We start from the raw sequence: 26,319 nt of genomic DNA on the forward strand, positions 1-26,319 counted from the left end.
AATTGCATATAGACCATCTAATATATTGTCGTTTAATTGCAATTTAAGTATAATACTTTCCCGTCCTGTTAGATTGATTTGTGTAACTAAACACAAGCTTCAATTTAACGCAAAATTCAGCTTATCCGACTTTGGTATCACATGACAACTAGATATATTTTTGTAACAGGTGGCGTTGTATCGTCTCTTGGAAAAGGCATTGCTGCTGCATCTTTAGCTGCAATTCTTGAAGCCCGTGGCCTTAAGGTTACTATGCTTAAACTTGACCCTTATATTAATGTTGATCCAGGTACTATGAGTCCTATTCAGCATGGTGAAGTATTTGTTACAGAAGATGGCGCTGAAACCGATCTCGATTTAGGTCACTACGAGCGTTTTATTCGTACCAAAATGACTAAGCGTAATAACTTTACAACAGGAAGAATTTACCAAGATATTCTTGCTCGTGAACGTAAAGGTGAATTTTTAGGCGCAACTATTCAAGTTATTCCACATATAACAAACGACATTAAACGTCGAGTTATTGAAGGTGCTGAAGGTTACGATATTGCTATGGTTGAGATTGGCGGAACAGTGGGTGATATTGAATCACAACCGTTTTTAGAAGCTATTCGTCAGCTAGGTGTTGAATTAGGTCGTGAACGCGCAATGTTCATGCATTTAACTCTTGTTCCATATATCGCTGCTGCTGGCGAAATTAAAACTAAGCCAACACAACATTCTGTTAAAGAGTTACGTTCAATTGGTATTTTCCCTGATATCTTAGTTTGTCGTAGTGAAAAAGCTATTCCTGCGAATGAACGTGCAAAAATATCTTTATTTACTAACGTAGAATCAAAAGCTGTTGTTTCAATGCGTGATGTAGACAGCATTTATAAAGTACCTGCTTTATTAAAAGCACAAGGCATTGATGAATTAGTGGTTAAACGTTTTGGTTTAGATGTACCAGAAGCTGATTTAAGTGAATGGGAACAAGTTCTTTATCAAGAAGCTAACCCTAAAGGTGAAGTTACTATAGGTATGGTTGGTAAATATATTGAATTACCTGACGCATATAAATCAGTAAACGAAGCCCTTAAACATGCAGGTTTAAAAAATCAAATAACTGTTAAAATTCAATATGTAGATTCTCAAAATGTTGAGAATAAAGGTGTTGAAATTCTTAAAGATCTTGATGCTATCCTTATCCCTGGTGGTTTTGGTGAGCGCGGCGTAGAAGGTAAAATACTTACAGCAAAATATGCACGTGAGAATAAAATACCTTTCTTAGGCATTTGTTTAGGTATGCAAGTAGCCTTGATAGACTTCGCACGTAATGTTGCAGGTTTAACCGATGCTCACAGTACAGAATTTTCTTCTGATACATCATCACCTGTTGTTGGCTTGATCAACGAATGGTTAGATGAAGAAGGCCAAGTTGAGTATCGTCATGAAGACTCAGACTTAGGTGGCACTATGAGATTAGGTTCTCAGTTATGTCATTTATTACCAGGAACTAAAGTACGTGAAGTTTATGGTAGCGACACTATCTACGAGAGACACCGTCATCGTTATGAAGTAAATAACAATTTTAGAGATCAACTAAGCAAAGCTGGTTTGGTATTTTCAGGTCTTTCTACAGACAAAACATTAGTAGAAGTTATTGAAATTCCAGATCATCCTTGGTTTATTGCTGGGCAGTTCCATCCTGAGTTCAATTCAACTCCTCGTGATGGGCACCCATTGTTTGAAAGTTTTGTTGCCGCTTCATTTGAGCATCAGAAAAACGATCAATCATAAAATAGAACCGTAGCCTAAAGCTGCGGTTTTTTATTTAGGGTATTTAACATAATTGAATGTTCTAAAAAATAAATTTGTTTTAGATATAATAAACTGGAATATTGCCGTTAAATGTACTTTTTATCGCTGTAGGTACAGGTTAACGACTTTTTAATAAAATAGGATAAGACATGTCGAATATTAGTAAAATCATTGCTCGTGAAATAATGGACTCTCGTGGTAACCCAACTGTTGAAGCTGATGTTTATTTAGAATCAGGTGCTTGGGGTAGAGCTGCTGCTCCTTCTGGCGCATCTACAGGTTCACGCGAAGCATTAGAATTACGCGATGGTGATAAATCACGTTACTTAGGTAAAGGTGTTTTAAAAGCAGTTGCTGCAATAAACGATAACATTGCTCCTGCTTTAATCGGTAAAGATCCACTACAACAAGCTGAAATTGATCAAATCATGATCGATTTAGATGGCACAGAAAACAAAGAAAAATTTGGTGCTAACGCTATTTTAGCTGTTTCTTTAGCTGTAGCTAAAGCGGCTGCTAACGCTAAAAACGTACAATTGTTTGAGCACATCGCAGACTTAAACGGTACTCCAGGTGTTTACTCTTTACCATTACCAATGATGAACATCATCAATGGTGGTGAGCATGCTGATAACAACGTTGATATTCAAGAATTTATGGTTCAACCTGTTGGCGCTAAAAGCTTTAAAGAAGCGTTACGTATGGGCGCTGAAATCTTCCACGCACTTAAGAAAGTATTATCAGCTAAAGGCTTAAATACTGCTGTTGGTGATGAAGGTGGTTTTGCACCAGATTTAGCATCAAATGCTGATGCTTTAGCAGTAATCAAAGAAGCTGTTTCTGCTGCAGGTTACGTATTAGGTAAAGACGTAACATTAGCAATGGATTGTGCTGCTTCTGAGTTTTACGACGCAGACAAAGGTATTTACGACCTTAAAGGCGAAGGCAAGCAATTTACTGCAAACGAATTTTCTGACTTCTTAGCAACGCTTTGTGAAGAATACCCAATTGTTTCAATTGAAGATGGCTTAGACGAGTCAGATTGGGATGGTTTTGCTTACCAAACTAAATTGTTAGGCGACAAAGTTCAAATCGTTGGTGATGATTTATTCGTTACAAACACTAAGATTTTAGCTCGCGGTATTGAAAACGGTATTGGTAACTCTATCTTAATCAAATTCAACCAGATCGGTACATTAACTGAAACTTTAGCTGCTATTAAAATGGCTAAAGATGCTGGTTTTACTGCTGTTATCTCTCATCGTTCAGGTGAAACTGAAGATGCAACTATCGCTGATTTAGCGGTTGGTACTGCTGCAGGTCAAATTAAGACAGGTTCTTTATGTCGTTCTGACCGTGTTTCTAAGTACAACCAATTATTACGTATAGAAGAATTCTTAGGTGATAAAGCTATTTTTAATGGTTTGTCAGAAGTTAAAGGTCAGTAATTACTGATAATAACCTAGTTTATATCTATTTAGATTAGGTTTAGTCTTTAAGACTGAGTAATTACAGATACAAAAAAGCCACTTTTTAGTGGCTTTTTTTATGTTCATTTATTGATGTAAGATGTAATTAACCTGAGCTCTGCTTAATATATTCTTCTCTAACAGCTACTTTTACTTGCAATAGGCTAGCTATTGACGCGAAATTTGCCTTGAAGAAAGAAAAACTATCAAGCTAGCGTATAAGTTAAATTTTATTAGTCATAATTTCTATGAATTAAAAGCATCTTAAACCGTATATGGACCCCACCTGTTTAGCAACTGCTTTTACAAAAAGATTAGATGCGCACGTATATACGGTTTTTAATTGAAGAAGCTATCTTCTAACCAGTGATCTATTCGCACCCTCTGTCCTAATCGAAATAGTAGCGTTATTAACGCTGTCGGTTTAAACAGGTTTTCAGAAGGTTGGTCTTACCTATTTGTTAATGCATTTTGCTGAACTTTTTTGAAACTTTAACTTATACTGCTTGGATTTTATATTCTGTACCGTAATTGAGTAATGCCCACGCTGTGCGCACCGTTTTATTCATAAACGCAACACAGGCTCGTTTAATACCTACTCGCTTAACTAAAGCAATGAGCCATTGTTGTTTATACGTTTTGGGTTCGGATGGTAACCTGGAAATCACCGAAAGTGCACCTTGGTAGAGGATTGAACGAAGCAGTTTATCTCCCCCCATGTTTGTCTATGCCAACCATGACGACCTTACCACCACTACTATGTTGTTTTGGTGTCAAGCCAACATAAACTGAGGCATGACGACCCTTTTTGAAACTTTTACCATCACCTAAGCATGAAATTAAACCAGCAGCACCTATATAACTAACACCTTCGAGCTTCATCAATCGCTTACATGGCTCAGATTGATTAACTAATTGCTTTAGTTGTAATGTGATTGCTTGATAATGATTTTCTGTTGTTTGATATTGCTGCCACAAAATCATGAGTAATTGTTTTATAGGTATGGGTAAATGACTAGATTCTGGAGAGATAAAATAACTAATAGATTCTCTCAATGATTTTTTACCAAAAGGAATTGTTGCTCCGTATTCAAAGCATAAAGCTCGAATATGATTTCCTAGTGACGTTGTTGCTCGGTCAAACCATTTTCGACTAGTCTGAATTGCCTGAATGTTTTGTTGCGATAATGTTTTTACTTGGCAAAAGGTCATACCTAATTGAGCTGAGGCTACAGCAATTCCAACGGCATCATTGGCATCCATCTTTTGATTGCAGATATAAGGTTTTACTTTTTTAGGGGCCATTCCTTTAACTTCGTGACCAAAAGACTCTGCTGTTCTGGCCCAATAGTGAAAACTAGCACAACCTTCCATTGCTACTACGCAGGGTAGTGAGTTAGCGAGTAGTTCTTTAGTCTTTTGCGGCGACATGACTTTATTGAATAAGATCTCACCGTGCTTGTTTACTTTACATACTTGAATTACTTTTTTGCTAAGTCGAGTGATATTATTGTACGCTTACTCATGTATGGACTCCTTTTGTTTTAGTCGACACCAATCTATAACTGTAGAGTGGTGGAGTCCATACATCGAGTTCAGGTTAATTAGGTGAAATAGATTTTTTGAGCGCTAAAGCTAGTCTGTAACACTTAGGTCTTTTTGTATTTGCGCACTTAAACGATTTAAAGACGCTTTAAAGCTTTCTACTGCATGGTTGTAACCATCTTGAGTTAACGGCTGGCGAATGTCGAAGAAGGCTTTTTTACTCTCCATAGCGTTATTACGTCTGCGATGTTTTCTTTGTTGGTTTATATTTTGAGATTCGGCTTTTGCATCGGTTTTTATTTCGGCTTTTGTTTCGATAATGTAACTGCCTGAAATTACTGTTTCATTAGGCTCACCAGCAGTTTGGTTTGTCACTGTGAATTGCTCAAAGTATAAGGTTAAATGTTTATCAGCTGTTCGGCTATTGGTTGTGTTTTTATGTTCAACATACACCTTGCTTTGTTTGTTTGATAAAGATGTGATCAAATGCGTTTCAATGGCTTTTGGTAGCTTATCTCCCCAAAGGTGTTGGTTAGATATATGTATTTGATGAGAGTCGATCTGCATCACTAATCCACCGGTGTTAAGAAAGTCAGCCATTTCTACATTATTTAGCGCAACGAAAGTATTATCTTCATTATTTTCAATTGAAACATTACTCACAGACTGCGAATTAATAGCATTTAATGAATAATATTGCAGACCAACCTCTGTGCTTGAACAGCCTAACCCTATTAATGCTAAAGCGATAAGTGAGGCTTTATTAAAGGCGCTATGGGTAGCCTTGGGTTTCTTTGTGGTTAATTTTTTAATACTTAACATATTGAGATAAGTTTTCATCGAATATTCCATTTTTATACCTTTCCTAATTGCCTGCTTTCGGCTGAATTTCTGTATTGTCAGAATTAAAAATTAAACGGTTAGGTTGCATGTTTAATTTCATAATTAAAGGCGATAAGTTGTTTATGGTTTTGTCTAAGCTTTGTAATACTTCGTTAAGTTGCTGATTGGTTTTAGAACCATCAGAATAACTTTTGGTCAAACTTTCAACACCTTTTAATGTTGAGTTTATTTGTGCAATAAGTGTCTGACTTTTTGGATCATTTAATAAGGTTTCAAAGCGTTCAGAAGTCGAATCGAATTGGTCCATTGATTCAGTGATAACACGGAGTGCTTTTGATGTACTTCTCATGATGTCATTGAAAGGTATTTTTTCAATTGATTTAGTTATATTACTGACTCTGGTCATCAATTGCTCTAATTCATCATCGGCCGTCGGAATTAATAATAAATCACCAAAGGTTTCAGGCACCTCTAGTGAGCTATCAATATATTTTAATTCGATATATTTACTGCCTAGTAACAAGTTATTATTGCTAATCGCACCATGTAAACCTGAAGTTATCCATTGATTCATGTCTCTTTGCATTTTATGTAAACCAATATCATTGTCTTGCAGGCCAAGTCGTCCAGGGTAAATTTTTATCATGATAGGTAGCAGGGTGTTTTTGTCTAATACATTACTCATTTCTGGGTAATCGATATCAGTTCTTACCACTTCACCTATATGTAATCCTTTATACTCAACTGGAGAACCTGGTTTTAAACCACGGATAGATTGATTAAACATAAGCATGTAATTCTGGCCAGCATAAAATAATCGCTCATTAACTTTTTGCTTGTTTGGGAATATTGAAAATTCTGCACGTTCTGTTATTGGTTCACCTTTTGTTAAATAAGCGGGAACATCAAAAGACACTCCACCACCAAGTAATGTTTCTATTGTGCCCGTATTGATTCGAATACCTTGCCCTGATAATTCAACATCAACCCCTGTCACTTCCCAAAAGCGTGTATTGGTAGTTATTAATTTATCGTAAGGAGCTTCTATAAAAACGTTGTAATACATTTTTCCTTCTTCGATATTGAGGTGTGCGTATTCAATACGTCCTGCTTGGCTGCCTCTAAACAACACTGGAGCGCCAATATCAAAAGCGTTATCGCTACTGCTGTCTAAAGTTATATGTAAACCAGGTGTACCAATAGGCGTAGAAGGCGGGTTTTCTAAACCAATAAATTCATATTTTGATTTATCGCCTTCCCCTGGTGAAAACTCTATGTAATAGCCTGATAAAATAGTTGATAAGCCTGAAACACTGCTCAAACTTACGCGGGGTTTAACTACCCAGAAATTACTGTCTTTTGTTAGTAGATCACTGGCTTTTTTATTCATCCTAGCGCTAACGATAACGCCATCTAATTTATTATTAAGCTTTATATCAACCACTTTACCTACAGTAATATTTCTGAGCTTAATTAAACTTTCTTTTGGGCTAATACCTTGAGCGTTAGAAAACTCAATAGTGATCAATGGACCTTGTTTTAACCATTGATCGATAACCATCCATGCACCAATTGTTAAGGCGATTAATGGAATAAGCCAAATAGTAGAAATTTTATTTACTGATTTAACAACAGCATCAGGTAGTTCGTTATTTTCTGGAGTCATTAGTAGCCTCAATGGGTTTAGATTGCCAAATAAGGCGGGGATCAAAAGTATTTGCCGCTAGCATTGTCATTAGTACAAAGCCTGTAAAAGCAGCGGCAGCATAGCCTGCTTCAATTTTAACAATTTCGCCCATATTCACAAGGGCGACTAAAATGGACACAACATATATATCAACCATTGACCACTTACCAATAAACTCAGTGATATGGTATGAGCGATAAGCCATTTTTTTAGAGGAAAAGCCTGTGTAATTGGCTTGGTAACACAGCCAGGTTAACGCAAATAGTTTTCCCAAAGGGATAACTATACTTGCAAAAAATATAATCAAAGCAACAAGGTAGGATTGATGTTCCCATAAGAGAATTACACCACCTAATATGGTGCTTTCAGTTTTACTGCCTAAAACGGTAGTGACCATCATAGGTAAAAAGTTTGCTGGAATAAAAAGTAAATACGAAGTTAACAGCAAAGACAGAGTGTGCTGAATACACTTAGGGTTTATGTTCGTTAAGTGAGCGTGACACTGATCGCAATATGAGTTTGAAGCTGGGTTAAGTGTTAAGCAAACAGGACACTGGCAAAGCTTTTCGTTATTTGCTGTGATCATGAGGTAGCTCTTCGTTCGTGATTACTTTTTAATTGATATAAAGACCACAACTGATATTTATCAAAGTATATAAAAGTAGCTGACAAGCTAATGATAAATAATAAGTAAAAAATAAGCGCGAAACCAAATTCGATAGAGGCCATAGTTTGTACTTTTATAAAACTAACTAAAATACTAATAATAAATATTTCTGCCATATTCCAAGGTTTAAGTAATACGGTTAGTTTTAAAATAGGGTTAGTAAAAGGTAATAATCTTTTCTTTCTAAATGACCAAGAAATATAAATAATACACAGTAAAAAACACAAAGGAATAATAAAGGCTGTAAAGGCTAAGAGTGTTGAAATAAGCAGATAAGTAAGACTTTCAATATTTTGAATAGATTGTAAGAGTGTCAGTGTTTTTTCATTACCGTGAATGCTAAAAATAATGAAAGGGAAGTTTAAAGAAAAGGCTAAAAAAATGATGGCGACTACGCTGCTTACAAATAACTTTAATTGTGCATGCTGATAAAAGCGCGTTAGTACATAACCACAGCGAGGGCACTGAGCTTTTTGCCTATGCTTTAAGGGTGGAATTAGCATAAGTAAATCACAATCGTGGCATGCAATTTTACGTTCTTTCATTTGAGTTTAAAGTATAGTTTTATCAGTTATTACAATATTCTAGCTTAGCTATAAATCATTTTACTTACCAGTCATTCAGCGGGTTAGTTACAATTAAATCGTTACTAAAAATTACATTTATTCATATCTTTATGAATACTTAAGTCATTTCATTTGTTTATGTATTATCTTTACCTCTTGATTATTTAGCGACTAAGTCGATTTATCTTTTGCGATCAATGAAGTATGCTTAAATATTATCCACAAACCTTATAGCCTCTAAGTTATTATGTCCGAGCAAGTTTCTCTTTGGAAAGGTGAACAACAAACGTCAGATTTTTCTGAGTTTTGTAATGCCTTGTATGAACGAGAATTACATAGCCTTGCTAATATGGATAATATCTCCATTGAATCGCTACAAGGACGCTTAAAAAGCTTACCGTATTATATCAATCGCACTGCACATTCTATGATGCAATGTTCAACGCCTTTAATGCTAGATATTCAAAATGCGAGCTGGTCAGCAAAGCAGGGCACTCGTATGCCTATTTCTGATCAAGATGAAAGTACGGTGAGTCAATGGTATGCAAAAGTTGAGTTAAAACATGGCTTAGTGGTTCCCATCGTACACGATAATCATATTGCTCTCGATTCTATTGATAGGGTTGATCTAAACAAGCAGCGTTTTAGAACGAATGTTCACGGATGGTTTTCTTTTAATGAATCGATACCTGAAGAACAACCTCAATATAAACTTTTGAAACCAAACAAACGTGTAATGACTGCAGCCTGTGCTGGGCATTGTTGGGTGAATGATCATAAATCTATTCCTGTGATGCCAAGTCTTAGAGAGCTGTTAATTTCATGCACGGTTAATTGGAGCAATTTCAAAAAGCCTATTATTCGATAGTATTAAGTTAGGCAAACATCATTCTTACTCAATCTACACATCTTTTTACATTCATCACTAATAGGTAACGAACCTTGGTTGTTTTTGTTCATTAGCCAATAAATTATAGCGTTTACTTGTAATTATAGTTTACACAGGCGGCGTGACTCTTATAATGGGGCAACGCTTAAGGAATTGTATATTAACTGCCGTTTATGAGAGTAATCATTATCGTTTTAATCGTATTTTTAGCCTTACTACAGCATCGTTTGTGGTTTGGGAAAAATAGTGTGCCTGATTACATATCATTAGAGAATGATGTAGACAGACAACGTGCTGATAACGATAAGCTTATTCAACGTAATAAAGTGCTTTATGCTGATACTGACGATTTAAAATCAGGGATTGAAGGCATAGAAGAAAGGGCGCGCAATGAATTAGGGATGATCAAAGACAACGAAACATTCTTCCGTATCGTTTCTCAAAAGGAGACTCAGTAAATATGAGTCCACTCTGTGAAAAATTTGTTGTTGTTGTACCTGCCGCTGGCGTAGGTAAAAGAATGCAAGCGCAATGTCCTAAACAATACTTAACCATTGCTCAGCAAACCATTTTAGAACATACCGTTTTTAAGTTGCTTTCTCATCCATTAATTACTCATGTGGTTATTGCGATAAGTGAAGGTGACGAATACTTCAAAGATACTGCGCTACATACCCATCAAAATATATCTGTTGTTCATGGTGGGGCAGAACGTGTCGATTCTGTATTAGCAGGTTTGCACTCCATAAATAGCGAAGATTTCCCTTGGGTTATGGTGCACGATGCCGCTCGACCTTGCGTGAGTTTAGATGATATATCTGCACTTATAGAACAAACCCAAAGGAATAACTGCGGTGGTTTATTAGCGTACCCGGTGCGCGATACGATGAAAAAAGCCCGTTCAGTAAATACTCAACCAGTAAATATGGTCTTAATAAAAAAAGAAATGGTTGAAACAACCATTGAACGTGAAGATTTATGGCACGCATTAACGCCTCAGTTATATAAAACAAATGAATTAATTTCAGCCATTTCTCAGGCATTACAGAACAAGATAACTATAACTGACGAATCATCTGCCATAGAATATGCAGGGTTTGGTAGTTTACTGGTTGAGGGAAACGGTAATAATATAAAAATTACTCGCCCTGATGATTTAACCTTAGCTAGTTTTATTCTTTCTCAGCAGAACACTGAACACACAACAAGCACAACTCATACAATTTCCCAGAAGGTAAAGTAATGCGCATAGGACATGGTTTTGATGTACATAAATTTGGTGGTGAAGGTCCTTTAGTATTAGCGGGTGTTAGTATTCCTTATGAATATGGATTTGTTGCACACTCAGATGGTGATGTAGCTATTCATGCCTTATGTGATGCTATTTTAGGGGCTTTATGTTTAGCTGATATTGGCAACCACTTCCCTGATACTGATGGGCAATACGAAAATATTTCAAGCCGTATTTTATTACGCCATGTTGTGGGATTAATGAATGAACAAGGTTTTGAATTAGGCAATGCAGATATAACTATTGTTGCTCAAGCACCTAAGATCGCTCCACATTTAATCGCCATGAGAACATGTTTATCTGAAGATTTAAATGCTGAAATGTCTCAAGTCAATGTTAAAGCAACTACCACTGAAAAATTAGGCTACGCAGGTCGTAAAGAAGGCGTAGCTGTTCATGCCGTTGTTTTACTTATGCCTAAAAGCACCTCTTAATACTTACCAATAAATACAGAGAAATTAACTTGAATACTGCATTGCCTAAATTTACATATTTATACGGACAACCAACTTCTACAGGCTTTTTACGTAGCGAAATGACTGATTTCAAAGTATTTGAAAATTTACCTTTTCAACCTTGTGGTGAAGGTGAACATTTGTTTATTCATGTAAGAAAAACAGGTGAAAATACCGCATTTATTGCAAAGCAATTAGCTAAACATTTTGGCGTAAAAGAAAACTTAGTTTCTTATGCAGGATTAAAAGATCGCTTTGCTGTTACCGAACAATGGTTTGGTATTCATGTACCAGGTAAAGCAGTTTTCGATTTGTCTGAGTTGTCTATTGAAGGTATCGAAGTATTATCAAGCGCTCGCCATAATAAAAAACTCCGAATTGGTGCTTTAACGGGTAACCGTTTTCAAATTACCTTAAAAAAAGTGACTGAAGTTGAAGAGCTTGTTAGACGTTGGCACGCGATTGTTGCTCACGGTGTACCTAATTACTTTGGTGAACAACGTTTTGGTATTGAAGGTGGCAACATTGAAAAAGCGCTGTCGTTATTTTCAGGTACTAAAGTAAAAGATAAGAAAAAAAGAGGTATTTATCTCTCTGCCGCACGTTCATTAATATTCAACACCATGATTGACGAAAGAATTAAAAACAATCAGTTTGATCAATTATCAGATGGCGATGTATGCATGTTAGCGGGAACTCAATCGGTTTTTATCGCTGACGAAATTGATGACAGTATAAAAAAACGCTTTATTGAAAAAGACATAGATATCACAGCGCCTATGTGGGGCGCTGGCGAGTTAATGACAACACAAGAAATACAAACCTTTGAGCAAATCATAGGTAGTCAATTTCAAGAGTTTTGTGATGGCTTAGCTAAGTTTGGTTTAAAGCAAGAACGTCGCAGAATTCGCCTGTGTGTAAGCAATGCTGATATCAGCGTTACTAAAGAGGGTGACGATAACACGGTAGTATTAGACTTCTCATTACCTGCTGGTTCATACGCCACAACAGTTATACGCGAGTTATTAGATTACACAGACCTTACTCAACGCCAGGGTCACGCTTAATGAGAATATTGCTCAGTAATGATGATGGTGTTCATGCTCAAGGTATTAAAGTCTTATTCGAACACTTAACCAAAGAGTTCGATGTGACACTTGTTGCGCCTGATAGGAATTGTAGTGGGGCAAGTAACTCATTAACGTTAGTTAATCCGCTACGCACACATACTTTAGAAAATGGCTTTATTGCCGTTAACGGTACACCAACAGATTCTGTTCACTTAGGTATTAGCCAGCTAATGGACTCGCATCCTGATTTAGTGGTGGCTGGTATTAATCATGGCGCTAATTTGGGCGACGATACTTTATATTCAGGCACGGTAGCGGCTGCAACGGAAGGTCGACATATGGGAATGCCTGCTATTGCGGTGTCTTTAGTAGGTAATGAACATTTTGATACGGCAGCTGCGGTTGTTGTTAAATTAATAACACGCTTAAAAGATTTTCCATTGCCTCAAGATCAAATCTTGAATGTTAATGTACCTGACATCCCTTTAGCTGAATTAAAAGGCATTAAAGTCACACGCCTAGGTCATAGGCATCAAGCTGAAGCCATGAAGAAACAACAAGATCCATGGGGACGAAATATATATTGGTATGGGCAGTTAGGACCAGAGCTGGATGCTGGCGAAGGCACAGACTTTCATGCTATAGCCAATAACTATGCATCAATAACGCCTCTAACAGTAGATATGACGGCACATAAGAGCATAGGCACTATGGCTAAATGGGTAAACGAGCTTTCTTTATAAGTTGTTCTTGATAGTTTTCGAGTAACTGAAATTAAAATTAAAAAAATAAAAATGAGTGGAATATGAATGTCAGAGTAGGAAGTCGTATTGGTGGTAAATCAAGTCGAAGTGGAGAAATACTGGCACAAAAATTACATGCTGAAGGAATTATAAATGTTGATGTGTTGCAGGCTATAGCTCGTTCCCCAAGACACATTTTTGTACCTGAAATATTAGCTCATAAAGCTTACGATAATACTGCCTTGCCTATCGGACAAGGTCAAACTATTTCACAGCCATATATTGTGGCTAAAATGTCAGAGTTATTGGTAGCCAATGGCACGCCAGAAAGCATTTTAGAGATAGGAACAGGCTCAGGCTATCAAACCTCAATTTTAGCGCAACTTACACCTAAAGTGTTTTCTGTAGAGCGTATCAAGTCTTTACAGTGGCAAGCTAAAAGACGTTTACAAGCAATGGATTTACATAATGTTTCAATGAAACATGGAGATGGATGGAAAGGATGGAGCAGTAAAGCACCTTTTCAAGCTATCATAGTAACCGCTGCGCCATCATCAGTGCCGCAAGCGTTATTAGATCAACTAGCTGATGGGGGACGTTTAATTATCCCTGTTGGCGAACAAACACAAATCTTAAAAATTATTACCCGTCAAGGTGACCAATATACTGAACAGCAAGTTGAAGCCGTTCGTTTTGTTCCCCTTGTACCAGGAGCTTTATCTTAATGAAAATATTTTCTGCCCTTTATGATTGGACGCTAAAATGGGCGAAACATAAATTTGCACCTTATATACTCGCTGTACTATCTTTTACTGAATCAGTTATCTTCCCAATACCACCTGATGTTTTACTAGCACCTATGGTGTTATCAAAACCAGAAAAAGCATGGAGGTTTGCTAGCTTAACTACTATAGCTTCAGTGCTTGGTGGTGTTTGTGGTTATATCTTAGGTTATCTAATGTTTGAACCTTGGATACAGCCTATTATTACTGATTTAGGTTATCAGCATCGTTTTGATCAAGTTATGGCTTGGTTCTCACAGTATGGCATTTGGGTTGTATTTCTTGCCGGCTTCTCGCCAGTACCTTATAAACTATTTACAGTGAGTGCAGGTTTATTACAAATGGCATTCCTTCCATTTTTAATCGCTTCCGCTATTGGACGAGGCATGCGTTTCTTCTTAGTTGCAGGGTTAATTAAATGGGGTGGAGTAGCAATGGAAGAAAAATTGAGACAGTGGGCTGATAGAATAGGCTGGGCACTTGTTGCTATTATTGTTATTGCTTACTTGGTTTTACGCTAAATTAAATGGTGATTATTAACTTTACTATGTTGAAACCGGTTTGTTAATTTAATGATGAATTATCATAAAACGATGAATTTCGTTTTCACACTATTTTTTATTTTATTAGTCGCGAGTTGTTCTTCTCGAAAAACCCCAGCACCTGTTATTGAAACCCATGGTGCAATTCCTTTAAGTAAAAAAATTAAAAATAGCTTAAAAGCGACTCAATATATTGTCAAAAAAGGTGAAACGTTATACTCAATTGCATGGCGTTCAGGAATCGATGTAAGAGATATTGCTAAACTTAACAATATTGGCTCACCATACCACATTTATCCGGGACAAAAGCTTGATTTGGTTAACCAATTAGCGCCTAGTGTTAAAAAACCGTTACAAAATAGTAAAGGTAGTATAGATAAAGTTAAAGTAGTCAAAAAACCTATTGCTAAGAAAAAAAAATCAAGCGTATGGTGGAATTGTAGACAAGAAAAGTAGTGATTTAAATCAAAAGGTTCACAAATGGAAATGGCCTACTGAAGGTAAGGTTATTACCTACTTTTCTTCTTCACAACAGATCAGTAAAGGGATAAATATTGCAGGCCGCAGAGGACAACCTGTTTTATCAACAGCAGATGGTATTGTTGTATATGCTGGAGATGCGCTTAGTGGATATGGTAAGTTAATTATTGTTAAGCATAATGAAGATTATCTTAGCGCCTATGCCCACAATGACCATATATTGGTTAAAGAGCAACAAACGGTTAAGAACGGTGAAAAAATAGCCAAGATGGGAAGTACAGATGCCGATAAAGTTATGCTTCATTTTGAAGTTCGCTTTAGAGGAAAGTCTGTTAATCCGATGAAGTACTTGTCGAAAAAATAATAATAAAAAAAAATGGAGAATATGTTAACAACTAATCAGTGAGTTTAGCTAAGCTAAACATTGGAGATAGAACATGAGCATTGATGCAAAACATGAAAGTACTAAAACAGACAAGAACACGATAACAGCCGAAGAAAAATCAGCTAACTTAGATCCAACACAAATCTATTTAAGTGAAATCGGTGCCTCTCCACTTTTAACTGCAGAAGAAGAAGTTTATTTTTCCCGTTTATCTCTAAAAGGTGATGAGCCTTCACGTAAACGTATGATTGAGAGTAATCTTCGTTTAGTTGTGAAAATCTCTCGTCGTTATAACAATCGCGGTCTACCTTTACTCGATTTAATCGAAGAAGGTAATTTAGGCTTGATAAGAGCAGTAGAAAAATTTGATCCTGAACGTGGCTTCAGATTCTCAACTTATGCTACATGGTGGATACGTCAAACTATTGAACGCGCTATCATGAATCAAACTCGAACAATTCGTTTACCTATTCATGTTGTTAAAGAGTTAAATATTTATTTGCGTACAGCTCGTGAACTCATTCAAAAACTTGATCATGAACCTACCGCTGAAGACATTGCAAAAGAATTAGATGTACCTGTAGCTGGCGTTACTAAAATGTTACGTTTAAATGAACGTATTACTTCGGTAGACACTCCTTTCACAGGTGATGCAGAAAAAGCATTGTTAGATATTATTCCTGATGAAAAGGGCGGTAATCCAGAAAGTAAACTACAAACAAATGACATCAAAAATAACATTGTAACTTGGTTAGGCGAGCTTAACTCTAAACAACGCGAAGTTTTATCGAGAAGATTTGGTTTACTTGGTCATGAACCTGCGACATTAGAAGATGTTGGTTCTGAAATTGGTTTAACACGTGAACGTGTTCGTCAAATACAAGTAGAAGCATTGAAACGCTTGCGAGATATTTTAAGCCAACAAAACTTATCGATAGAAGCTATCTTTCAAACCTAATAGCATTTATGTATTTAATTGATGTAATCAATCGATAAAATAAAAAAACCAGCAAAGAAGCTGGTTTTTTTGTATCTGAATTAATTTAACCATTAAAAATGAGTAGCTAACCTGAATTCTGGATGATGGGTTTTGTAATGCATTGATTTTCAATGCTTTATAAGTAAATTATTGCAACACTATTTGTTTAAATGATTTATTACTCTCCTGATGTTGGAATTTAATTCTATAACAGGCATTTTTCTTGACTAATAGCTGGCTATTAGTCAAGAAAAATACAGTTTTTTTATTCCCGATAAAAACTAAGTACCTGCATCCATGCAGGCAACGACGTTAGAGGGGTAAATCACAATATTAGGCGTAACTGCTTATCCAGAGTTCAGGTGAGTTAGTTAATCAACTTGGTATAAGTCTATACGAAACTATATTTTAGCTTTTAACGTAAACAATAATTCAAGCGCTTGTCTTGGCGTTAAATCATCTAAATCAGTACCTTTTAACATATCAATAACAGGGTGACTTTCATCAATGAACGATAGTTGTTCGAAGTTAGCTTCTTCTTTCTGATTTTTAACCGTACTTGTTACAGCTGCTTTTGAAGTACTCTTATGAACTGCCAACGAAGATGAAGCTGTATGGTTTTGTTCTAGCTCAACAAGTCGTTGCTTGGCTCTACTGATAACTGATTTAGGTACACCAGCAAGCTGTGCTACTTGAATACCAAAGCTTTTACTTGCAGCACCTTGCTGTACTTTATGCATAAAGGCAATGGTATCTTCATGCTCAATCGCATCTAAATGTACATTGTCTAATAACTCAAATTCTTCAGATAATAAGGTTAACTCAAAATAGTGAGTCGCAAATAAAGTATAAGCTTTAATATTGCTTGCTAGCATTTCTGCACATGCCCAAGCCAACGATAAACCATCGTATGTACTTGTTCCGCGTCCAATTTCATCAAGTAATACTAAACTTTTATCAGTAGCATTATGCAGTATGTTCGCAGTTTCAGTCATTTCAACCATGAAGGTAGAGCGACCACTAGCCAGATCGTCTGAAGCACCTATACGAGTAAATATTCTATCAACCATACCTATTTCAGCTGAACTTGCTGGTACATAACAACCAATATGAGCAAGTAACACAATTAAAGCTGTTTGGCGCATATAGGTGGATTTACCACCCATATTAGGACCTGTGATAATAAGCATCTTATGCTTTTCTGATAAATGTACCGGATTGGCAATAAAAGCATCCGTTGTCATTTGTTCAACAACAGGATGTCGGCCATCATCAATTAAAATCCCCGACGCTTCAGTTAAGGTCGGTTTCACGTAATTTAGTGTTTGTGCACGTTCAGCAAATGTAGTTAATACGTCTAACTCTGAAATAGCATCTGAAAGCTCTTGTAAGGCGACTAATTCAGGTAATACTTGATCGAATAACTCATCGTATAGCTTTTTCTCTAACGCTAAGAACTTACTTTGTGCTCCTAATACTTTTTCTTCATGCTGTTTTAATTCATTAGTGATAAAGCGTTCGTTATTTTTTAAGGTTTGACGTCTAATATAATCGTCAGGCACATCGTTAGAAGCACTTCTGCTTATTTCAATATAAAAGCCATGAACCTTGTTATAACCGACTTTTAAAGACTGAATGCCAGTACGTTCTTTTTCACGCTGCTCAAGCTGAGATAAAAACTCAGTTGCGCCATCACTTAAGTCTCTTAGTACATCCAACTCTTCATGATAACCAGGCGCAATAACGCCACCATCACGAATAAGTACAGGAGGGTTTTCAACAACAGCTTTTTCTAATAAAGATTGAATATTTGGTAAAGGTTTACTCTTTAACGTTAACTCGTGCATATAGCCTGAGTTTTTAATACTCAAAATATCTTGTAGTTCAGGTAACCTTTGTAAAGAATCTCGAAGACGGGCAAAGTCACGTGGGCGAGCAGAGCGCAAAGCAATACGCGAAACAATACGTTCAATATCGCCGAACGACTTTAATGTCGTAAATAAATCGAAATATAAGTCATGAGTTAATACATCTTCAATCACTTCATGTCTGCTGTTGAGTACAGCTAAATATCGTAATGGAAAATGGATCCAACGCTTCAGTAAACGCGATCCCATAGGTGTTGCACTATTATCTAAAATGTCCGCTAATGTGCAGTCAGTGCCACCTTTCAGGTTATGAGTTAACTCTAAGTTTCTTCTCGTTGCTGCATCTAAAATAACGCCAGTTGCTGCTGATTCAAAAACTACAGATCTTATATGAGGCAGCTCAGAGCGCTGACATTCTTTTACGTACTGAAATAAACAGCCAGCAGCAGCTAAACCATAAGCTTTATCAGCTACACCAAAACCTGTCAGCTCTTTAGTATCAAATTGTTTGTTTAAAAGGCTATTTGCAGTACTTAAATCAAATTCCCATTCAGAACGACGACGTAAACCTTTATGATTAGAAATTAACGAAAAGTCAGAAAAATACTCAGGATATAATAATTCAGCAGGATTCAGACGTTGTAATTCAGCTTGTAACTGTTCTTTCGAACTCGGTTCAGTAATAACAAATCGACCACTGGTCATATCTAAATAAGCTAAGCCAAAATGATGCTTATTTTTTTGAACCGTTTCACTAATCGCTACAATTAAATTGTCTTGTTTATCTGTTAATAAAGCTTCATCACTCACTGTACCTGGTGTAACAACGCGAACCACTTTACGTTCAACAGGACCTTTACTCGTCGCAGGATCGCCAATCTGTTCACATATCGCGACAGATTCACCTAGCTGAACTAGCTTAGCTAAATAACCTTCAACAGCATGATAGGGAACACCCGCCATAGGAATTGCATTACCACCCGTTTTACCGCGAGCAGTAAGTGATATATCTAATAAATCAGACGCTTTTTTAGCATCATCAAAAAATAATTCGTAAAAATCGCCCATACGATAAAAAATCAGAATATTCGGAAATTCTGCTTTAATCGTAAGGTACTGGCGCATCATAGGTGTGTGTTGTGATAAATCTGTCATGTGTTATTTCGTTTATTACTTTATTTATAATGGGTTATGTAGTTTTTGGATATTTCAAAAACTATTTAAATATTGTGTAACGCTATGAATTTTCATGTTGTTACCGCATCTAGTGTAGGTGAAAATGTAGTTTTAATTGATAACAACTAATCGCTGAGAAAACCTACACTAAATCGCATATTTATAATTTGTTCATAATGATACTTTGCTTACTGGTATAGGGCTAGCAATGAATCTGTAAAAAATATTTTTTGTAAAGTGCATATACTTGTCTAAATCTAAGGATAATGAGTTTTGAATACTTCATATAAATACAAGGTTATCAATTATTTATTCGCGGTAACAATTAACTGTTTAGTTTTATTTCAGTTGATATATGGCGCTTTAAGCCAATGGGTTAATGTTTTATCAGTATATGAATTTTATTAAATTATCACACATTGACCTTTTGGTCAGTATGCGTAAAAATAAGTAATATAAATTAATCAAATTGCATCTTATGACAGTAGAAATTAAACAAAACAAAAAAGAAGCGACTCGTGAGAAAAATCAGCAACTTATTCTTGCTGCTGCCGAAAAAATATTTGCTCAACTTGGCTATGATGGCGCCAGTATGAGTATGATAGCTAAAGAAGCTGGCGTCGCTAAAGCTAATGTTCATTATTACTTTACTAGTAAAGAAGGTCTTTATGAAACAGTACTTGAGAACATTGTAAGCTCATGGAATTTAGGGCTAGAAGACGTTTCTGTTGAAGATGATCCCGCTGTTATTTTATATAAGTACATTCAGTACAAAGTTATTCTATCAATAGAAAAGCCGATGCAGTCGCGTTTGTTTGCGATTGAAATGATCCGTGGTGCGCCATTTCTTCAAGATTATATTCGTAAAAACTCACGTCCATGGTTCAGAGAAAAATATGAATTGTTACAAGCTTGGATGGATGCAGGAAAGATGGATCAAGTAGATCCTAACCACCTGTTATTTACGATCTGGTCGACTACGCAATATTATGCTGATTTTCAAACTGAAGCTTTATTGTTATTGAATAAGTACGAGTATGAAGAAAGTGATGTGAAAGCTATTACTCAGTCTATTGCTCAAATTATTTTGAAAGGCATTGGTCTTTCTATTCCTAAGTAATTATTTATCCCAGTAATTATCTATCTACGCAATTAAAGGTTTTAACATTATGCAAGATTTTACAACGCCAGATTTGTTTGACGATCATAGAGATACCGTGAGAACAGCTGAAAGTGGTTTGAATTCATACGGTGGAAAAAATAAGTTTTTTGGTCAAGCGGTAACAGTAACCTGTCCAGAAGATAACTCTTTTGCTGTTGAAGCACTGAAACAACCAGGTAAGGGGAAGGTGCTTGTTATTGATGGTTTTGCTAGTAAGAAACATGCTTTTATTGGTGATATTATGGCAACAACTGCCATTAATAATGGTTGGGAAGGCGTTATTATCAATGGTTGTTGTCGCGATATTGAAATATTAAAAACCATGGATATTGCGGTAATGGCATTAGGCGTTACACCAAGAAGTACACTTAAGCGTGGTTTTGGTGATAAAGACCAAACGGTTAATTTATTAGGTACTTTTATTTCGCCTAATGATTGGGTGTACGCTGACGTAAACGGTTTGATCATTAACGAATCTCCACTTATTTAATTTAACCTATACTCTGGTTAATACCTCAATTAGGCATAAATCTTTATGCCTAATTTAATCACTTCGCATCGTTATCTTTTGTTCTCTGTAGTGGCTATTTAAGCACTATTCTGGTGATTTATAGCACCATGCTGGTGATGAAAACCTATCATTTTGCGTTATATTTATTTTTCATTTTAAGCGCATCTTTGTTATCATTGACCGATCGGACAGGAATGTTGTTTTGGCATTGTAATTGCTCCTTATTTATTTTTAGGTGAGTTGAACTTTATTTTTAGTAAAGTTAAATGCAATCGATTACATGCTTTATTGCATTTTCAGTGCTTTGAACTATTCAAATATAAATGCAAATCAATACAAAATAGTACAGATTAAGAGAAGTGACTACTAAGCTATTTACACTGAGCTTAATGTTATGTTTTGAGCATTCTCCACATGAACAATTTAAAACTGTTGGGTAATTATGAACAATAATTCACATATAAATAAAAACGCTATTTTTTGTCAGCATGGTCCAACGCAATGGCAAACTAGTCATCAAGGTATTTTGCTTAATAAACGCCTTGCCGTTAAAGACTTATTTGCTGTTAAGGGTGAAAAGAATAGTGCAGGTAATCCTGATTGGTTTGCAAAAGCGACTAATGCCCAACAGAGTGCTTCTTCAATAGATAAATTGATGGCGCAAGGATGTGAATTTGTAGGTTTTACCCATACCGACGAAATTGCCTATAGTTTAGAAGGCAATAATTTTCATTATGGCGCTGCTGAAAACCCTAAAGTTCCTAACCATGCCTGTGGTGGTTCAAGTATGGGATCTGCAGCTGCGGTTGCTGCTAATTTAGCTGATATTGGTTTAGGTACTGATACAGGTGGCTCTGTTCGTATTCCAGCAAGTTATTGTGGCTTGTATGGTATGCGACCTAGTCACGATATTATTGCTAAAGATGGTCTTATTCCTTTAGCTCCGCCATTCGATACTATCGGCTGGTTTACAAGTACGGCTGAGTTATTAAAGCAAACGGGTGATGTATTATTACCTGAGCAAGCTATCAACTCAGTAGATACACTTGTTATTGATGAGGGTTTATTTGATTTAATTGATCCCGCACTTCTACCTATAATGCAAAGCTTGCTAGAGCAAACAAAAACTCAATTTACTCATCATAAAAAGTTTATTTTACCGAACACAAATATTTTAACTGAATTAGCCGATGCATTTCGTATTTTACAAGGTAGAGCTATTGCTAAACAGCACAGTAAATGGATAAATGAAGAACAACCAAGCTTTTCTCCTGCCATCACTTCGCGTTTTGAAATGGCAATGGCGTTAACTGAAGCTGAAGAAAAAGAAGCTTTAGCTGTACAGCAGGCTTGGCAGAAAGTTATTGCAGAAAATTTAGATGAGAAAAGTTGTTTATTTCTGCCTACTACGCCAACAACTGCACCTAAACTAGGTGAAGATACTAGCGAATTACGTATGCGAATTATCACATTGTCGGCTATCGCCGGTTTAAGTGGTTCGGCCCAGGTACATTTGCCATTAGCCACTTCTGATAAAGGACATCCGTATGGATTTTCATTAATGATGTCGCATGGTAATGACAAAAGTTTACTAACAAAAATAACTAAAATATCGAACGAGTTTAAAAAGGGGATGGTTAATGAGTGATCAAAATATAGCGTTTACGGCTCCACATTGGGCAGCATCTGAAGCTGGCGTTGAAGTTTTAAAAGAAGGTGGAACCGCTACTGAAGCTATGGTGGCAGCAGCGGCTGTTATTAGTGTGGTTTATCCTCATATGAATTCTATCGGTGGTGACGGTTTTTGGTTGATAGACAATCCTAACGAAAAAACACCTATAGCTATCGATGCTTGTGGGCGTTCTGCTAGTAATATTGGTGCTTATAAAAATCATAGCCAAATGCCATCTCGTGGCGGTTTAAGCGCAGTAACGCAAGCGGGCACTGTAAGAGGTTGGCAACAAGCGTTAGCTAACGATAAAAATGCAAAACTACCATTAAGCCGTATTCTTGAACCTGCAATTAGTTGGGCGCGTAACGGCTTTGTGGTTTCAGCAAGCTTACAAGCAGGCTGTGAAAAGCTAGCCAGCGTGGCAGAAACAAACCAAGCCTTTAAATCTCTTTATTTGAACAGCAATAATCAAGGTAAACCTCTACAGGCTGGCGATAATTACTTTAACCCTAAATTAGCTAGTACCTTTGAATACCTAGCGACTCACGGTTTAGATGCTTTTTATCAAGGTGAGTTAGCTGACTCATTCGTACAAGATTTAGCAGCAGCAGGTAGCCAGTTAACACGTGAAGATTTAGCTAATACGGCAGCAGATGTTGTTACGCCTCTAATTCTATCTATTAATGGAGCAACTTGTTTTAACTTGCCAGCGCCGACACAGGGCATACATTCATTACAAATTATTGGTGTATTAGACAAATTAAAACAGCAACATAATATAACTACCGAAGCCGATTGGTTGCATTTGATTGTTGAAGCGACAAAACAAAGCTTTAGCAAAAGAGGTACTTTGTGGGCAGATAAAACAGCTGTAGTTTCTGATGCTTACAACGACGCACTTACTGAAAATACGTTAAACACTTTAGCTAAAGGTGTTGATATAAAACAAGCCAAAACGTGGCCTTATGACGCTGAGCCTGGCGATACAGTTTGGATGGGCGCTAAAGATAAATACGGACAACTGGTGAGCTTTATTCAAAGTGTTTACTGGGAGTTTGGTAGCGGAGTTGCTATGTCTGAAGGTGGCTTCTCTTGGAACAACCGAGGTTTAAGTTTCAGCCTACAAAATAGTGATATTAATGTATTAGCCGCTAACAAAAAACCAGCTCATACATTAAACCCAGCTATGGCTAAATTCGACGATGGCAGACGTTTATCTTACGGTACTATGGGCGGAGAAGGGCAACCACAAACTCAAGCAGCTATTTTTACAGGTTATGCTTGGCGAAATAAATCTATCGAGAAAGCAGTAGCTGATCCTCGTTGGTTATTAGGTCGCACTTGGGGTGAAGACAGCACAAACTTGAAAGTAGAAAAAGCCTTAGCAGATCAAGTGAGTGACGAATTAAATGCTCGCGGACATGATTGGCAATCGGTTGATGATAACAATGAAATGATGGGACATGCTGGCGCTATTTTAGATGCATCAAATACACTTGAAGCAGCAACAGATCCTCGTTCAGATGGAAAGGCAATAGTGGCTAAAGCTGTCTAGTCTAAAAGTCGTTAAAGATGGAACGCAATAGAGCTAAACCTATTTGAGTTAAATAAAGTTAAGCTCTATTAGGCAAAAAGTTAAGTAAACAAAATAAAAACAATTAATTAGGAAAATAAATGTCAGAATTATTAAATCAATGGCCAATAGCAATAGCTCTAATTGGAACAGGTATTTTTGCAGGGCTTCTTGCTGGGTTATTTGGTGTCGGTGGCGGTATTGTTATCGTGCCTGTTATGTACTTTTTACTACAAGGCTTTGGCGTAAGTGCTGAATCCGCGATGATGATCGCAACAGCAACGTCGTTAGCGACTATTGTGCCTACCTCTATCTCATCTATTCGTTCACATCATGCGAAAGGTAATGTTGATGTCGCTCTATTAAAATACTGGGCAGTATTCATTTTAATTATGGCGATTGTAGGTAGCTTACTTGCACAATATGTTCGTGGTAACGGCTTAACCTTTATGTTCGCAGTTATTGCTATTTTAGTTAGCTTAAATATGCTTTTACGCGCTAATGCTCCAGCGCTAAGACAAGAGTTACCAGGCAAGTTTGGTCAAGGTGTTATGGCTTCAATCGTTGGTGGTTTATCAGTAATGATAGGCATAGGCGGCGGCACCATAGGCGTTCCTATGCTAACGGCTTTTAATGTACGCGCTCATGTTGCTGTGGGTACTGCTGCGGTATTTGGTTTATTAATCGCTTTACCTGGCGTACTCACGTTATTAACGGTAGGCCAAACGCCTAGCGATGCACCTATTGGTACTTTTGGTTTAGTTAACGTACCAGCATTTTTCTTAATTATTCCATTAACCATATTGTTTGCACCTGTCGGTGTGAAACTAGGTAGCAAGCTTAATCCTAAGCAATTAAAACGTGCATTTGCTGTAGTGCTTATGTTCACAGGTATCCGTATGTTAACTCAAGCGATGGGAGTGTAATTTCATGACAAACACCTCACAAATTCAAACGTTAAATCCACCACAACGTTTATTAATGGGACCAGGTCCTATTAATGCAGACCCTCGTGTTTTACGTGCAATGTCAGCCCAACTAATTGGTCAATATGATCCTGTAATGACAGGTTTTATGAATGAAACCATGGCGCGATATCGTGAAGTATTTAAAACTCAAAACGAATGGACCATGCTGATTGATGGTACATCACGTGCGGGTATTGAAGCTGTTTTAGTTTCAATGTTACGTCCAGGCGATAAAGTACTTATTCCTATCATGGGTCGATTTGGTCATTTACTGGCTGAAATTGCAGAACGTGCTCGCGCTGAAGTTCATACGATTGAAGTACCATGGGGTGAAGTATTTAAGCCTGAACAAATAGAAGAAGCTATTAAACGTATACAGCCTAGAGTGCTTGCTATGGTGCAAGGCGATACATCAACAACAATGAATCAACCGCTCGAATTTATTGGTGATATTTGTGAAAAGAATGATGTTCTTTTTTATTGTGACGCTACTGCTTCAATCGTAGGTAATCATTTACCTGTAGACGAGTGGAAGGTTGATGCTTTATCAGTTGGTTTACAAAAATGTTTAGGTGGTCCATCAGGTTCAGCGCCTATCACGCTAAGTGATAAATGTGTTGATTGGATCCGCCAACGTAAAAAAGTTGAAGCAGGTATTCGTACCGCTGATCATAAAGATGGTGTTGAACCTTTCATTGGTTCGAACTATTTCGATCTGGGTATGATCATGGATTACTGGGGTGAAGAAAGACTTAACCACCACACTGAAGCAACAAGTATGTTGTTCTGTGCGTCAGAATGTGCGCGAATTGTTATTGAAGAAGGCGTTGATAACAGTGTTGCTCGTCATAAATTACATGGTGATGCGATGCTGTTTGGTCTTCAAGCTTTAGGTTTGAAAATTTTCGGCGATATTAAAAACAAAATGAATAACGTTGTTGGTGTTTATATTCCTGACGAAGTTGATGGCGATACAGTGCGTAACCAAATGTTAAATGATTTTGGTATTGAAATAGGTACATCATTTGGACCATTACACGGGAAGATTTGGCGTATTGGTACTATGGGATATAACGCCAGAAAAGACACCGTATTACAAACATTAGCGTGTTTAGATGCTTGTTTACATGCCAACGGCTACAAAGGTCCTAGCGGCGAAGCAACATTAGCTGCATTAGCGCATTATAAATAGGGAT

The 26,319-nt window shown here is 36.9% G+C and carries 26 protein-coding genes; 19 read left to right on the forward strand and 7 right to left on the reverse strand.

Annotation, left to right across the window (positions count from 1 at the left end; genetic code table 11):
• The first annotated feature begins 141 nt into the window (after positions 1-141).
• Together ACPUVN_RS01790 and eno are read left to right on the forward strand one after the other, a co-directional pair.
• Positions 142-1,779, forward strand: a complete 1,638-nt coding sequence (locus ACPUVN_RS01790) for a CTP synthase (RefSeq protein ID WP_426358283.1) — start codon at positions 142-144, stop codon at positions 1,777-1,779.
• A 170-nt stretch (positions 1,780-1,949) separates the two neighbouring features.
• Complete coding sequence (eno, locus tag ACPUVN_RS01795) at positions 1,950-3,248, forward strand: phosphopyruvate hydratase (protein WP_426358282.1); 1,299 nt, start codon at positions 1,950-1,952, stop codon at positions 3,246-3,248.
• Between the two features lie 518 nt (positions 3,249-3,766).
• Here eno and ACPUVN_RS01800 read toward each other — a convergent pair.
• From ACPUVN_RS01800 to ACPUVN_RS01825, 6 genes are all read right to left on the reverse strand, one after another.
• On the reverse strand, positions 3,767-3,988 hold the full coding sequence (locus tag ACPUVN_RS01800) for a hypothetical protein (protein WP_426369835.1): 222 nt from the start codon (positions 3,986-3,988) through the stop codon (positions 3,767-3,769).
• Positions 3,975-4,775, reverse strand: coding sequence for an IS110 family transposase (locus tag ACPUVN_RS01805; protein ID WP_426370543.1), 801 nt, complete (start codon positions 4,773-4,775; stop codon positions 3,975-3,977). Before ACPUVN_RS01805 ends, ACPUVN_RS01800 begins: the two co-directional genes overlap by 14 nt.
• Positions 4,776-4,904: 129 nt before the next feature.
• On the reverse strand, positions 4,905-5,654 hold the full coding sequence (locus tag ACPUVN_RS01810; RefSeq protein ID WP_426358281.1) for a PqiC family protein: 750 nt from the start codon (positions 5,652-5,654) through the stop codon (positions 4,905-4,907).
• A 25-nt stretch (positions 5,655-5,679) separates the two neighbouring features.
• Positions 5,680-7,323 carry an intermembrane transport protein PqiB gene (gene pqiB / locus ACPUVN_RS01815; RefSeq protein WP_426358280.1) on the reverse strand — a complete coding sequence of 548 codons (1,644 nt, stop codon included), beginning with the start codon at positions 7,321-7,323 and terminating at the stop codon, positions 5,680-5,682.
• Positions 7,307-7,930, reverse strand: a complete 624-nt coding sequence (locus ACPUVN_RS01820; protein ID WP_426358279.1) for a paraquat-inducible protein A — start codon at positions 7,928-7,930, stop codon at positions 7,307-7,309. The genes pqiB and ACPUVN_RS01820 overlap by 17 nt, the downstream gene beginning before the upstream one ends.
• Positions 7,927-8,514, reverse strand: a complete 588-nt coding sequence (locus ACPUVN_RS01825) for a paraquat-inducible protein A (protein WP_426358278.1) — start codon at positions 8,512-8,514, stop codon at positions 7,927-7,929. Before ACPUVN_RS01825 ends, ACPUVN_RS01820 begins: the two co-directional genes overlap by 4 nt.
• 310 nt (positions 8,515-8,824) lie before the next feature.
• Here ACPUVN_RS01825 and ACPUVN_RS01830 point away from each other — a divergent pair, with 310 nt between their 5' ends.
• The 11 genes from ACPUVN_RS01830 to rpoS all read left to right on the forward strand — a co-directional run bounded on the left by ACPUVN_RS01830 (position 8,825) and on the right by rpoS (position 16,172).
• Positions 8,825-9,445, forward strand: a complete 621-nt coding sequence (locus ACPUVN_RS01830; RefSeq protein WP_426369836.1) for a hypothetical protein — start codon at positions 8,825-8,827, stop codon at positions 9,443-9,445.
• Positions 9,446-9,639: 194 nt separating this feature from the next.
• On the forward strand, positions 9,640-9,924 hold the full coding sequence (gene ftsB, locus ACPUVN_RS01835) for a cell division protein FtsB (protein WP_426369837.1): 285 nt from the start codon (positions 9,640-9,642) through the stop codon (positions 9,922-9,924).
• A gap of 2 nt (positions 9,925-9,926) precedes the next feature.
• Positions 9,927-10,709, forward strand: a complete 783-nt coding sequence (ispD, locus tag ACPUVN_RS01840) for a 2-C-methyl-D-erythritol 4-phosphate cytidylyltransferase (RefSeq protein ID WP_426369838.1) — start codon at positions 9,927-9,929, stop codon at positions 10,707-10,709.
• Complete coding sequence (gene ispF, locus ACPUVN_RS01845) at positions 10,709-11,191, forward strand: 2-C-methyl-D-erythritol 2,4-cyclodiphosphate synthase (protein WP_426358274.1); 483 nt, start codon at positions 10,709-10,711, stop codon at positions 11,189-11,191. Before ispD ends, ispF begins: the two co-directional genes overlap by 1 nt.
• Positions 11,192-11,220: 29 nt before the next feature.
• Positions 11,221-12,279 (forward strand): tRNA pseudouridine(13) synthase TruD, encoded by a 1,059-nt coding sequence (gene truD / locus ACPUVN_RS01850; RefSeq protein ID WP_426369839.1) that lies wholly within the window; start codon positions 11,221-11,223, stop codon positions 12,277-12,279.
• The gene (gene surE / locus ACPUVN_RS01855; RefSeq protein ID WP_426369840.1) at positions 12,279-13,025 is read left to right on the forward strand and encodes a 5'/3'-nucleotidase SurE; all 747 of its coding nucleotides are present in this window, start codon (positions 12,279-12,281) and stop codon (positions 13,023-13,025) included. Before truD ends, surE begins: the two co-directional genes overlap by 1 nt.
• A 62-nt stretch (positions 13,026-13,087) precedes the next feature.
• Entirely contained in the window at positions 13,088-13,750 is a 663-nt protein-coding gene (locus tag ACPUVN_RS01860) for a protein-L-isoaspartate(D-aspartate) O-methyltransferase (RefSeq protein ID WP_426358271.1), read from the forward strand.
• Positions 13,750-14,328: a YqaA family protein gene (locus tag ACPUVN_RS01865; protein WP_426369841.1), complete on the forward strand. Its 579-nt coding sequence runs from the start codon at positions 13,750-13,752 to the stop codon at positions 14,326-14,328. Before ACPUVN_RS01860 ends, ACPUVN_RS01865 begins: the two co-directional genes overlap by 1 nt.
• 51 nt (positions 14,329-14,379) lie before the next feature.
• Positions 14,380-14,805: a LysM peptidoglycan-binding domain-containing protein gene (locus tag ACPUVN_RS01870; protein ID WP_426369842.1), complete on the forward strand. Its 426-nt coding sequence runs from the start codon at positions 14,380-14,382 to the stop codon at positions 14,803-14,805.
• Positions 14,753-15,193, forward strand: coding sequence for a peptidoglycan DD-metalloendopeptidase family protein (locus ACPUVN_RS01875; RefSeq protein ID WP_426369843.1), 441 nt, complete (start codon positions 14,753-14,755; stop codon positions 15,191-15,193). The genes ACPUVN_RS01870 and ACPUVN_RS01875 overlap by 53 nt, the downstream gene beginning before the upstream one ends.
• Positions 15,194-15,266: 73 nt before the next feature.
• Positions 15,267-16,172 (forward strand): RNA polymerase sigma factor RpoS, encoded by a 906-nt coding sequence (gene rpoS / locus ACPUVN_RS01880; protein ID WP_426369844.1) that lies wholly within the window; start codon positions 15,267-15,269, stop codon positions 16,170-16,172.
• 422 nt (positions 16,173-16,594) lie between these two features.
• Here the strand turns inward: rpoS and mutS are convergent, their stop codons facing one another.
• On the reverse strand, positions 16,595-19,216 hold the full coding sequence (mutS, locus tag ACPUVN_RS01885) for a DNA mismatch repair protein MutS (protein ID WP_426369845.1): 2,622 nt from the start codon (positions 19,214-19,216) through the stop codon (positions 16,595-16,597).
• A 499-nt stretch (positions 19,217-19,715) separates the two neighbouring features.
• Here mutS and ACPUVN_RS01890 point away from each other — a divergent pair, with 499 nt between their 5' ends.
• From ACPUVN_RS01890 to ACPUVN_RS01915, 6 genes are all read left to right on the forward strand, one after another.
• Positions 19,716-20,357 (forward strand): TetR family transcriptional regulator C-terminal domain-containing protein, encoded by a 642-nt coding sequence (locus ACPUVN_RS01890; protein ID WP_426358265.1) that lies wholly within the window; start codon positions 19,716-19,718, stop codon positions 20,355-20,357.
• A gap of 49 nt (positions 20,358-20,406) precedes the next feature.
• A complete protein-coding gene (locus tag ACPUVN_RS01895) occupies positions 20,407-20,889 on the forward strand; it encodes a putative 4-hydroxy-4-methyl-2-oxoglutarate aldolase (protein ID WP_426358264.1) in 483 nt (160 codons plus the stop codon).
• A gap of 463 nt (positions 20,890-21,352) precedes the next feature.
• Positions 21,353-22,558: an amidase family protein gene (locus ACPUVN_RS01900; protein WP_426369846.1), complete on the forward strand. Its 1,206-nt coding sequence runs from the start codon at positions 21,353-21,355 to the stop codon at positions 22,556-22,558.
• Positions 22,551-24,137, forward strand: coding sequence for a gamma-glutamyltransferase family protein (locus ACPUVN_RS01905; protein ID WP_426369847.1), 1,587 nt, complete (start codon positions 22,551-22,553; stop codon positions 24,135-24,137). Before ACPUVN_RS01900 ends, ACPUVN_RS01905 begins: the two co-directional genes overlap by 8 nt.
• A gap of 119 nt (positions 24,138-24,256) precedes the next feature.
• Complete coding sequence (locus ACPUVN_RS01910) at positions 24,257-25,081, forward strand: sulfite exporter TauE/SafE family protein (protein WP_426358262.1); 825 nt, start codon at positions 24,257-24,259, stop codon at positions 25,079-25,081.
• A gap of 4 nt (positions 25,082-25,085) precedes the next feature.
• Positions 25,086-26,315, forward strand: a complete 1,230-nt coding sequence (locus ACPUVN_RS01915) for a pyridoxal-phosphate-dependent aminotransferase family protein (protein WP_426369848.1) — start codon at positions 25,086-25,088, stop codon at positions 26,313-26,315.
• The last annotated feature ends 4 nt before the right edge of the window (positions 26,316-26,319 follow it).

The organism is Pseudocolwellia antarctica, assembly GCF_049933045.1.
GTDB lineage: Bacteria > Pseudomonadota > Gammaproteobacteria > Enterobacterales > Alteromonadaceae > Pseudocolwellia.

Bases quoted from the DNA above. Each gene is read 5' to 3' on its own strand.
- ACPUVN_RS01790 (WP_426358283.1), top strand. From the start codon at position 142: ATGACAACTAGATATATTTTTGTAACAGGTGGCGTTGTATCGTCTCTT.
- eno (WP_426358282.1), top strand. From the start codon at position 1,950: ATGTCGAATATTAGTAAAATCATTGCTCGTGAAATAATGGACTCTCGT.
- ACPUVN_RS01800 (WP_426369835.1), bottom strand. From the start codon at position 3,988: ATGGGGGGAGATAAACTGCTTCGTTCAATCCTCTACCAAGGTGCACTT.
- ACPUVN_RS01810 (WP_426358281.1), bottom strand. From the start codon at position 5,654: ATGAAAACTTATCTCAATATGTTAAGTATTAAAAAATTAACCACAAAG.
- pqiB (WP_426358280.1), bottom strand. From the start codon at position 7,323: ATGACTCCAGAAAATAACGAACTACCTGATGCTGTTGTTAAATCAGTA.
- ACPUVN_RS01820 (WP_426358279.1), bottom strand. From the start codon at position 7,930: ATGATCACAGCAAATAACGAAAAGCTTTGCCAGTGTCCTGTTTGCTTA.
- ACPUVN_RS01825 (WP_426358278.1), bottom strand. From the start codon at position 8,514: ATGCTAATTCCACCCTTAAAGCATAGGCAAAAAGCTCAGTGCCCTCGC.
- ACPUVN_RS01830 (WP_426369836.1), top strand. From the start codon at position 8,825: ATGTCCGAGCAAGTTTCTCTTTGGAAAGGTGAACAACAAACGTCAGAT.
- ftsB (WP_426369837.1), top strand. From the start codon at position 9,640: ATGAGAGTAATCATTATCGTTTTAATCGTATTTTTAGCCTTACTACAG.
- ispD (WP_426369838.1), top strand. From the start codon at position 9,927: ATGAGTCCACTCTGTGAAAAATTTGTTGTTGTTGTACCTGCCGCTGGC.
- ispF (WP_426358274.1), top strand. From the start codon at position 10,709: ATGCGCATAGGACATGGTTTTGATGTACATAAATTTGGTGGTGAAGGT.
- surE (WP_426369840.1), top strand. From the start codon at position 12,279: ATGAGAATATTGCTCAGTAATGATGATGGTGTTCATGCTCAAGGTATT.
- ACPUVN_RS01860 (WP_426358271.1), top strand. From the start codon at position 13,088: ATGAATGTCAGAGTAGGAAGTCGTATTGGTGGTAAATCAAGTCGAAGT.
- ACPUVN_RS01865 (WP_426369841.1), top strand. From the start codon at position 13,750: ATGAAAATATTTTCTGCCCTTTATGATTGGACGCTAAAATGGGCGAAA.
- ACPUVN_RS01870 (WP_426369842.1), top strand. From the start codon at position 14,380: ATGATGAATTATCATAAAACGATGAATTTCGTTTTCACACTATTTTTT.
- rpoS (WP_426369844.1), top strand. From the start codon at position 15,267: ATGAGCATTGATGCAAAACATGAAAGTACTAAAACAGACAAGAACACG.
- mutS (WP_426369845.1), bottom strand. From the start codon at position 19,216: ATGACAGATTTATCACAACACACACCTATGATGCGCCAGTACCTTACG.
- ACPUVN_RS01890 (WP_426358265.1), top strand. From the start codon at position 19,716: ATGACAGTAGAAATTAAACAAAACAAAAAAGAAGCGACTCGTGAGAAA.
- ACPUVN_RS01895 (WP_426358264.1), top strand. From the start codon at position 20,407: ATGCAAGATTTTACAACGCCAGATTTGTTTGACGATCATAGAGATACC.
- ACPUVN_RS01900 (WP_426369846.1), top strand. From the start codon at position 21,353: ATGAACAATAATTCACATATAAATAAAAACGCTATTTTTTGTCAGCAT.
- ACPUVN_RS01905 (WP_426369847.1), top strand. From the start codon at position 22,551: ATGAGTGATCAAAATATAGCGTTTACGGCTCCACATTGGGCAGCATCT.
- ACPUVN_RS01910 (WP_426358262.1), top strand. From the start codon at position 24,257: ATGTCAGAATTATTAAATCAATGGCCAATAGCAATAGCTCTAATTGGA.
- ACPUVN_RS01915 (WP_426369848.1), top strand. From the start codon at position 25,086: ATGACAAACACCTCACAAATTCAAACGTTAAATCCACCACAACGTTTA.